Source organism: Pseudoalteromonas sp. P1-7a, assembly GCF_001401855.1.
Taxonomy (GTDB): Bacteria; Pseudomonadota; Gammaproteobacteria; order Enterobacterales; family Alteromonadaceae; genus Pseudoalteromonas.
This window is the reverse complement of record NZ_LKDU01000057.1, coordinates 1-8,285: the sequence shown is the minus strand read 5'-3', so window position 1 is coordinate 8,285 and position 8,285 is coordinate 1. Positions and strand designations below refer to the sequence as shown.

Sequence of the window (8,285 nt, the reverse complement as noted above, 5' to 3'; positions counted from 1 at the left end):
TTATGCTTTCCTGGTTGGTTTGTAGAGCTAAAGCAAAGGCCAGAATTTCCTATCGTTTCTCATAAACAATTAGTTAAAACGATTCTTTCAATGCGACATATTAGCTTAAGCCAAGAACAGCAACGTGCTATTTGCTATCAAGTGATTCAGCGATCACTGCATGAAAGTAAAGCAATGTAAAAGCTACACTTTTTTGGGTCATGAAAGTGTAGCCGAATACGTGTCTACTTTGAAAAATAAGAAACAATACACAGACACAGCATCATCCCTGTAACTGAAATTAAGTGGATCATGCCTATTGTTTTATCAACAGGACGTGCATATTTGGCTACAAAACGCCCATCAAACATCGGAGTTGGTATGCGGGAGCGTTCAAAAAACATTGCAAATACATAAAATGAAACACTAGCGCCAATACCTTTATCCCAACTTGGGGGAAGTACACCATCCTTTTCCATATTTTTATTAATATGTTTTACCGAAATTCTTGAAAACAATATGCCAGAGGCAAAGGTACCTATCATAAATACGATGAGAGAATACCCAGCAAAATGAGCTGCGGGCATCTAAAATACCCCTTCAAATATAGGTTTTCTGTCGTATATGTTTTCAGAGGTTTGTTTCATAAATTTGCTCATTTCATTACTCGCTGCAAAACCGACATATAGTCCTACACCTAACGCAATGACCCACCCATATGGAGTTAACATAAGTAAAGAACTTAAAGCTGTTGTTGTAACCGTTCCAACATAAACACCAGTTGCAGTAGCCGCCCCAAAACTAGCTAGTTCGGTTGATATACTTCTTTGTAGGTTGCCGCCATTTTTGTAATCACTATAAACAGAAATGCCTCGAAAAACACTATCTAAGGCAATCATCCCATAACCTAGCCAACGAGCATTATTTTCGAGCCGTTTAATTTTGTTTAATTCAGCAGTACTACTTATATCAAGTTTAGTTGAATGTCTGGCACTTTTGGCTATATGAACACCACGGTCAGGGTTAGACCAAACTGTACCTCTTCGACTTGCACGGTTAGTATTCATAAAACGTTGTAATTCAGCTTGATATTTAACTTGCAGCTCTTTAAATATAGCAAGCGCTTTTTGCTCTAAAGCGACCATGTGGTATTTAGGTATACCTGATTTATGTGCGGCTCGAATGTCTTTTAAAGATGCTTCATATTTAATCGCTAAATCAACAAATTTTGAACTGCGAGCTTCTATTGATGTGGCACCTGAACCAACAATAGTATGTGTGTTACTTTCTAAAAATGGTATCACTTGAGCTTGAAAGTCAGAAATTGCAAGCAAGGTTTCACTCCCAAAATCACGTAACATACCTGCAATATTTCTTCTTGATTGAGCTGGTAGTAGCGAGAATTGTCTGAGTATATTTTTTTGTTCTGAGGTAGGGTTATCTGTGAGTTGAGAATATTTTTTGCGCCAGATATATGGTGTACCAGAAGTTATTACTTCATTTTTTATATGGCTGTTGTCGTTGGAGAAAACGTCTTTTTCGTCTGTTTTGCATTGAACTGCTTTTTTTGTAATTGGATCAAAACAAATAACTATATCTATCGCCATGGTAATTCCTTTTACTTTAATGGGTACGACACCATAATAAATCGCATATATTTTTTAGTCAAATATCTCCAACGCTTTTATTAACAACAAATTTGAAAGCGGCTGCAGAGATAGCTCCTATTATATCCAAGCCTGAAATTGATTAATGATAATTAATTTACAGCAGAGCTTATTTTTAAAAAAAGGCCATTTGATAGTCATGGCTAAAGCGGTAAAAGAAGCTTTAAAAAAGAGCGTGATTAAACTTCGCGCCTATATCGAGTGTTAAAAGCAGGGCTTTTACGGTGTTAATTTATTAAGTAATGAGACGCTGCGCTTCTAACGTGAGCAGGCTCGATGTCTACAAGCGAAATTAACCACAGAGAAGTGAAGAAAAATAACGGTCGAAGTGACAAACTAATACTTGGGTTTCTTCTGTGTAGCGCGAAGCGCCTCTGTGTCCTCGGTGGTGCAATTAATGAGTAGCAGCGGCTTTATGCAGCGAAAAAATTTAATATAAAACGCGAGGTAAGCTCGCTGCTACGTGTTAAGCCCATACTAACGTGGAAGTAAAACGCAATGTTGTGACGTGCAGCTTGATGGGGTAACGAGTAGATAGCTCGTAAGAATTAAACCAATATAATCACAAAGAGGTGTGCGGATCTTATCCCCTTTACAGGTGTGCAGGGTAACTTAGTACTTCTTAGGGCTTTAAGTTACGCTAAGGAGCTTGCAGAATCGGAACATGCATAGACATGAAAATTATTAATGAGCCTCTCTTTAATTATAATTTAGGTGTGCTGGAATACCTCTATCCTTCTGATGGAGAAAAGTTTGTAAAAGTAACTAAGTTATTATGTATTCTTTAAAACCAGATTAGAAGATGCAAGTGGTTGTGTTTTGGAGATATATCGGCATAATTAGCAAAAACTATTTACAAGGAAAGTAGGTGCAGTCAACTACCATAAACTCAGATTATTCAGCTAACACTACTTTTAACGAAACACCAAACTATACCCAGCATACGGATAAAAGCCAATTATCTTCTCTTACAAAAGATGAATCACTATATCTAAATAAAAAGCGAAAAAGCTGGAAGTTCATTAATCCTAAAAACGTGTTCATTTTTAGGGACCAACCTATTGGTATATTTAATCATTTGCTACATATAGTAAGTTTTTTAATATGTTCATTGATGTTTATTTCCTATCTTTATCTTCCATTGAATAATGAACTCATTATAGATGTAGGAACTTATAGAGATATAACACCATTTGAGCGTTTGGTGAGAACGCTATTAGTAGGTTTGGTTTTATTTAACTTAAATACATTGAAAAAAAAGCTAAAAGCTTACCCAGTCAAACGCTATTGGTTTGCTATGGCATCTAATTCATTGTTTAAGACTGTTATTTTAACCCTTTACTATTTACTTTTTTTACTTTTATGTGCAGCTTTTATTGGCGCAACTCAAGGGGCTAACTTATTTAGTGCGATTGAGTTATTTGGGCAGAGCGCTCAGTACGAAGTATTTTTAATAATTAATGCTATTATATTAATATCAATTATTTGGCATTCCTTTAGCTTTTGCCGCAAGGAGCTTAAGCAATGAAATACTTTGTTGTTTTAATGTTAGTGTTCATTTTATTTTCGCAGCCTAGCTTTGCGAAGAGTGATTTGCCCTATAGTTGTAAGGAATACTCAAAGGTTGAAGATAAAGATCTTGTACTATTTAATAAAAAACAATTTATAGAACTTGGTGAGTGTGCTGGAGCCGAATTAGTTAAAGCTAAAAAAGTCTTCCATATATCAAGTGCATGCTCAGAAGTTATAGAAGACAAGCAAAGCTTATTAGGCATTTTTAGTTTATCGAAAGTTGAAGCAATTAAAATGGGAGTCTGCTTTGGGGCTATTAATGCAGTTTATACTCGCTATGATAGAGAGTTAACTATAGATAGTGGTCGCTATCGCACAAAACGTTATTACAGTTGTAAAAAAGGCATTGAAGCCGTAAATACCCTTGTTTTTGGTGCCAAGGATGAGTATTACGAGCGCTCTGAATTAAGAGATATTTTATGTAAGCAGGTGTATTAGAGTGGTAAAAACAATTGAAATTGAAACTGAAACGATCCCCTCAATTGCTAAGTTATATATCAACTTAGCGCCGTCTAATACGCTACACAAAGAGCTGCATGACGCATTAAATAATATTTTTACAAAAGGGCACAAAGATTCAGAAGATTCGCATGTTTCAAACCGCGGTGTGCTTGAATATCGTAAAGCAATGATTATTTCACAAAAAACGATACAATTTAGTCGTGTAGAGCATAGAGTTATTCGGGGGCGAAAGGCGTCTATATATAATGCACTATGTTTATACACGTTGCTCGGCACAGCTGGAGCTAAAAAGGTTTTCCACGAGTATTATTCTACGCGTTTTAAAAAAGATAAGCGTGAATTCAAACTATTAAATACACTGTCAAAAAAAGAGCTTAGTACTGAAATGTTATTTTTTGGGGTGTCGCAGCGCTCTTTCGACAGTATAAAAAATAAGCTGTTAGATGATGGTTTTGATCTGTTCACAGATAAGCTTCCTTCTCCATTTCAAAGTATGAAAAACAACGATACCGATTTATCACCTCTTGCTGTACTTTATGATAGAGATATTAACTGGCAAAAGTTTATAGAAATTTATATTAAGTCAGATAAAAATTTTAAGTCAAAAAAGTATATTGAGGCAAAAGATACACTCCAAGAAATATCTGATAAACGTTTACTTAGACTTTCATTAGTTAAGGTGTTAATCACTAATGTGGATGCTGCTATTAATGAAAATAAAGAAGCTTGGGAGTATCTTCAAAATATTTTAAACTAATCCTTTGTAGTGCTCCGCACAAGTTCATTATTAAACCTAGTTAACAAATGGAGTTTAATAATGAAATCAATCAAACGTATACTTAAAACCCTTCCTCCCTATCAATCTGCCCGTTATGCGGCCGAGGCTAACAAAATATATAAGCATCTTTTGTTAGGGCGTAGCTATAGAGATATTGGCGGTAAAAAGCTCACTATTTCTCCCAATCTGATACGTTTTAAGTTGGGTCATTACCGCTTGATTTTTATATTTTCAAATGGGGTCTTTCACCCACAAGCATTTATTGCTCGTAAAAACCTTGAGTCTTACCTAAAACGAAGGTGAATAACGTTATTCACATAAAGTTTAATTTAGGAGCAGAAAATGACCAAAAAAATAAGCCCAGCTAATAACCAAGCAAATCAAGGAAATGCGAATAAAAGTACTGATGGTGTGAATAAACAGTACGCCAAGGTCCATAGTAATAGTGGTAATCAATTGAATAAAAATAGAGGTGATAAGTAATGGAACAGTTAATACAAGCAAAATGCTCTAAACCTTTTCAAGGTGTTTTAAACACAGATCCTCAGGTTGACCCAAATGTATCTGCATTAAATTTTGATAAGTTAAAGTGGAAATTAACGCAATCAGCCGAGGCAACATGGGAAAATGAGTTGTGTGATTTTGCAGAAATTGAATATCGAAAATTTTTATCGCTGAAAAAGTGGTACCCAAAACTATCACTTGTTCCTAGCAAGTTAGTCGATAAGTTTTGGCATGAACATATTTTAGATACAAATAGTTATACAAATGATTGTGAAGCATTATTTGGCTTTTACCTTCATCACTATCCTTATTTCGGAATTTATGGAGACAAAGACCAATCAAAATTACAAAGCTCATTCGACGAAACAGTAGCGGCATATGAGACGCACTTTGGTCCATTCCCTACAGCTGAGTTGTATTCAAACGAATCTGTACAAATGGCTCGTTGTGAAGATCATGCCTGTCATGCTCCCACCTCATGTGCATGTCGTGTGCCAGGAGCTTGTAAGTAATTGATAAAGAGCTGCTTGAGAGCAGCTCGTTATATGTATTAAAGGGATAAAAATGAATTTTACTTTTGCAGTTTTAGTTGATGGTGAGAACGCATCTTATACTGACTACGCGTCTTTACTTGAAGAGGTTGAAAAGTATGGCACAGTGGCAATCAAATGGGTTTACGCTGATTGGACTTCTGTACGCCATGGTAACTGGCAACAAATTTTACACAAAACCGCTTCTAGTCCAAAGCAGCAGTTTCAGTATGGGAAAGATTCAGCTGATCACGCACTCGTTATGGATGCTATTGAATTAATTAATAATAATCAACGGATAAATGGGGTATGTATAGTATCTAGCGATGGTGGGTTTTATAGCTTAGCGCAACGTATAAGAGAAAAGGGGTTGCATGTTATGGCAGTAGGGAATGAAAGTACCCCAGAGCGTTTTATTAAGGCATGCCATAACTTTGTTTTTACTAAAAACTTAACAGAACCTGCGGTTTCAAAGGTTTATAATGACGTAAACTCTCTACTTGTAAATTCTTACATACGCTGTGCACAAAGTAATGAGCCTGTTTACTTAGGAGATTTAGGAAGTACACTAAAAACGTTGGATTCATCTTTTGATTATAGAAATTACGGTGTAAACAGTTTAAAAGCTCTCATAAAAAGTAAGTGTGGTTTGTTTGAAATAATAGAAGAAGGCCACGATCGTTGTTTTATTTCAATGATTAAGCAGTCTACCCTAGATTGTACAGAGTGTATGGTCGGTGTTATTCGTAAACTTGATAAGGGTAAGAAATTTGGTTTTATAACGTCGGAACGCGGTGATTTTCATTTTAGAGTTGATGAGTTATTAGGTAATATTGAAGAATACAAAGAGACAAGTAAAGTTTCTTTTTACCCAATTAAAAGCAATGGAGTGGTTTCACAAGGGCTCAAATGTCCAAGCGTACATAAGATTGAAATATGTAATTAAAGGTATTTTAAAGGGGCTATTACTTTGTAAATTTGCTCCTTGATTTTTTAGTTAGCAATAGTGAATGATTAAATGGATTTTAGTTTTGCTTAGTTTTATTTCAACGTACGCTTATGCAGGCGAGGCTTACACGCAAAGTAAGTGCGCAAGCATAAAAAAGGAGCGTGAATCTATTCGCTCTCAATTTAGGCAAGGTTATAGCGTTAAAAAAGGTGAGCGATTAACGGCTCGCGACAAAGTGTTGTTTAGCCAATTGGCAAAGCACTGCAATAAATCTAAAAAGAGTAATCACTCATACCGTCCACATGCAACACGTTCAGTAAATACCAACTGGTTACTTAATCAAAAGGTATCAAACATGACTTTGCACAGTGCCAGCTATAAAAACAAAGCTAAGCTTGAGGCGTGGTCTAAATTTTATAAACTACCTAAGCGGTGTCGTAAAAAAGAAATGGAAACAAGCGATTTTGTTTGGTGTAGAGAGTACAGAGTGGCGCAAAAGCAAGTATTTGAAACCCAATGGCAGGGCCGTCCGTAGTTATGTTTAATAGTAAGCTTCGTATAGTATTTATGTTTGTTGTGATGCTTATTGCATCAGCGCTTATTGCTAATCATTTTACAGGGCGAGTGTTTAATTATCACGACCCGATAGGTGAAGTTAAGCGTATTTACAACGATTTATACGTAACCCAGCCAAGTAAGCCATTAGTTAAATCTCAACCCGTAACCCCTATAAAAACGCCTGCGAGCAGCTCTTTTGCACCTGCATGGAACCACTCGCCTCAAGCAGATAAAACACAATGTACAGATGTATCTTTAGGCGAGGTAAAATATAAACGTAACGGCGATATATACACTTGGACCGATAAGGCGGGAGTTACGCATTTTAGTGATACTAAGCCTAACTTTGCTGTAGCAACGTACGAGAGTAATTTTTCTGAGCCACTGGATTATTTTGACCTTAATCTAAACACACCTAATTTGCCGCCTTCATTTAACCAAAAGCTACAAGTAAAACTCAATACCGTATTTAAGGTGTATGGACAAATTATTGGCACGCATGCCTTAAAAAAAGTAAAGCTAAATTTAACGGTATTACCTAATCGTAGGGCTTATAACGCCGCTATTACTAACAATGGCGGCAACCCAGAAAATACAGCAGGAATGTATTTTCATGCAACTAACTCTGCGTTTATTAATTTTAGTGGCGAACAAAACACCATGAGAACGGCAGTGCACGAAGCAGTGCATGCCATTAATAAAGCAGTTTTAGGGTACACGCCTAGGTGGTTAAATGAAGGGTTTGCTGAGTATTTTGAGTTTACCCATAACAATATGCAAACTGCTATTGTAGAGCCTAATCAAACCTGGGTACGTAATAATAAGCTTATTAAAAACGTGCTTAGACTTAATCGGTTAACGGGGTTAAATGATACGTGGCAAAAAGGCGACAGTAGTATGCTTTACGCTAGTAGCTGGGCTGCAATTTATTTTTTAATGGATACCCAATCAGGCAGATTATTACTTAAAAATATTATGCTGGCTGAGCAGAAAAATCCCTGTAACAAGCTCTCGAAAGCTCAATTAAACGCGATGTTATTTAAACAGTTTCCTGCGTTTAATCATGACTATTCAAAATGGTTAAAAGCGCCATTTAAGCCACATAAATTTTAGTTTGTTTTGTTAAAATCGTAACTTGGTGGCGTTTAAAAGCAGGCTTTTACAATGTTAATTTATTAAGTAATGAGAAGCTGCGCGTCTAACGTGAGCAAGCTTAACGTCTACAAGTGCGATATAAAATCGCGCCTACGTATCACATCCACACCAGCGTAAAATTTAATCTGGTA

General features: G+C 36.1%; 11 protein-coding genes and 1 pseudogene. 10 read left to right on the top strand and 2 right to left on the bottom strand.

Going from position 1 to position 8,285, the window contains the following annotated elements; genetic code table 11:
• Nucleotides 1-180 (top strand): annotated as a pseudogene (locus AN389_RS20260) (NERD domain-containing protein); the annotation flags it as partial.
• Nucleotides 181-224: 44 nt separating this feature from the next.
• Here AN389_RS20260 and AN389_RS19170 read toward each other — a convergent pair.
• Both AN389_RS19170 and AN389_RS19165 read right to left on the bottom strand, forming a co-directional pair.
• On the bottom strand, nucleotides 225-566 hold the full coding sequence (locus AN389_RS19170) for a hypothetical protein (RefSeq protein WP_055016992.1): 342 nt from the start codon (nucleotides 564-566) through the stop codon (nucleotides 225-227).
• Nucleotides 567-1,586, bottom strand: coding sequence for a hypothetical protein (locus tag AN389_RS19165; protein WP_055016991.1), 1,020 nt, complete (start codon nucleotides 1,584-1,586; stop codon nucleotides 567-569). It abuts the gene before it with no gap.
• Nucleotides 1,587-2,514: 928 nt separating this feature from the next.
• Between AN389_RS19165 and AN389_RS19160 the strand changes: the two genes are divergently transcribed.
• From AN389_RS19160 to AN389_RS19125, 9 genes are all read left to right on the top strand, one after another.
• Nucleotides 2,515-3,174 carry a hypothetical protein gene (locus AN389_RS19160; protein WP_055020478.1) on the top strand — a complete coding sequence of 220 codons (660 nt, stop codon included), beginning with the start codon at nucleotides 2,515-2,517 and terminating at the stop codon, nucleotides 3,172-3,174.
• Nucleotides 3,171-3,656 carry a hypothetical protein gene (locus tag AN389_RS19155; protein WP_055016989.1) on the top strand — a complete coding sequence of 162 codons (486 nt, stop codon included), beginning with the start codon at nucleotides 3,171-3,173 and terminating at the stop codon, nucleotides 3,654-3,656. The genes AN389_RS19160 and AN389_RS19155 overlap by 4 nt, the downstream gene beginning before the upstream one ends.
• Before the next feature lies 1 nt (nucleotide 3,657).
• Nucleotides 3,658-4,437: a hypothetical protein gene (locus AN389_RS19150; RefSeq protein WP_055016988.1), complete on the top strand. Its 780-nt coding sequence runs from the start codon at nucleotides 3,658-3,660 to the stop codon at nucleotides 4,435-4,437.
• 60 nt (nucleotides 4,438-4,497) lie between these two features.
• Nucleotides 4,498-4,761, top strand: coding sequence for a hypothetical protein (locus tag AN389_RS19145; protein WP_055016987.1), 264 nt, complete (start codon nucleotides 4,498-4,500; stop codon nucleotides 4,759-4,761).
• 39 nt (nucleotides 4,762-4,800) lie between these two features.
• Nucleotides 4,801-4,941, top strand: coding sequence for a hypothetical protein (locus AN389_RS20580; protein WP_162838355.1), 141 nt, complete (start codon nucleotides 4,801-4,803; stop codon nucleotides 4,939-4,941).
• Nucleotides 4,941-5,474, top strand: a complete 534-nt coding sequence (locus AN389_RS19140) for a hypothetical protein (RefSeq protein WP_055016986.1) — start codon at nucleotides 4,941-4,943, stop codon at nucleotides 5,472-5,474. The genes AN389_RS20580 and AN389_RS19140 overlap by 1 nt, the downstream gene beginning before the upstream one ends.
• Before the next feature lie 52 nt (nucleotides 5,475-5,526).
• The gene (locus tag AN389_RS19135; protein WP_235576003.1) at nucleotides 5,527-6,438 is read left to right on the top strand and encodes an NYN domain-containing protein; all 912 of its coding nucleotides are present in this window, start codon (nucleotides 5,527-5,529) and stop codon (nucleotides 6,436-6,438) included.
• A 64-nt stretch (nucleotides 6,439-6,502) separates the two neighbouring features.
• Nucleotides 6,503-6,976 (top strand): hypothetical protein, encoded by a 474-nt coding sequence (locus AN389_RS19130; protein ID WP_055016984.1) that lies wholly within the window; start codon nucleotides 6,503-6,505, stop codon nucleotides 6,974-6,976.
• A gap of 2 nt (nucleotides 6,977-6,978) precedes the next feature.
• Nucleotides 6,979-8,112: a DUF1570 domain-containing protein gene (locus AN389_RS19125; RefSeq protein WP_055016983.1), complete on the top strand. Its 1,134-nt coding sequence runs from the start codon at nucleotides 6,979-6,981 to the stop codon at nucleotides 8,110-8,112.
• The last annotated feature ends 173 nt before the right edge of the window (nucleotides 8,113-8,285 follow it).

Bases quoted from the DNA above. Each gene is read 5' to 3' on its own strand.
- AN389_RS20580 (WP_162838355.1), top strand. From the start codon at position 4,801: ATGACCAAAAAAATAAGCCCAGCTAATAACCAAGCAAATCAAGGAAAT.
- AN389_RS19170 (WP_055016992.1), bottom strand. From the start codon at position 566: ATGCCCGCAGCTCATTTTGCTGGGTATTCTCTCATCGTATTTATGATA.
- AN389_RS19130 (WP_055016984.1), top strand. From the start codon at position 6,503: ATGATTAAATGGATTTTAGTTTTGCTTAGTTTTATTTCAACGTACGCT.
- AN389_RS19165 (WP_055016991.1), bottom strand. From the start codon at position 1,586: ATGGCGATAGATATAGTTATTTGTTTTGATCCAATTACAAAAAAAGCA.
- AN389_RS19135 (WP_235576003.1), top strand. From the start codon at position 5,527: ATGAATTTTACTTTTGCAGTTTTAGTTGATGGTGAGAACGCATCTTAT.
- AN389_RS19155 (WP_055016989.1), top strand. From the start codon at position 3,171: ATGAAATACTTTGTTGTTTTAATGTTAGTGTTCATTTTATTTTCGCAG.
- AN389_RS19140 (WP_055016986.1), top strand. From the start codon at position 4,941: ATGGAACAGTTAATACAAGCAAAATGCTCTAAACCTTTTCAAGGTGTT.
- AN389_RS19125 (WP_055016983.1), top strand. From the start codon at position 6,979: ATGTTTAATAGTAAGCTTCGTATAGTATTTATGTTTGTTGTGATGCTT.
- AN389_RS19145 (WP_055016987.1), top strand. From the start codon at position 4,498: ATGAAATCAATCAAACGTATACTTAAAACCCTTCCTCCCTATCAATCT.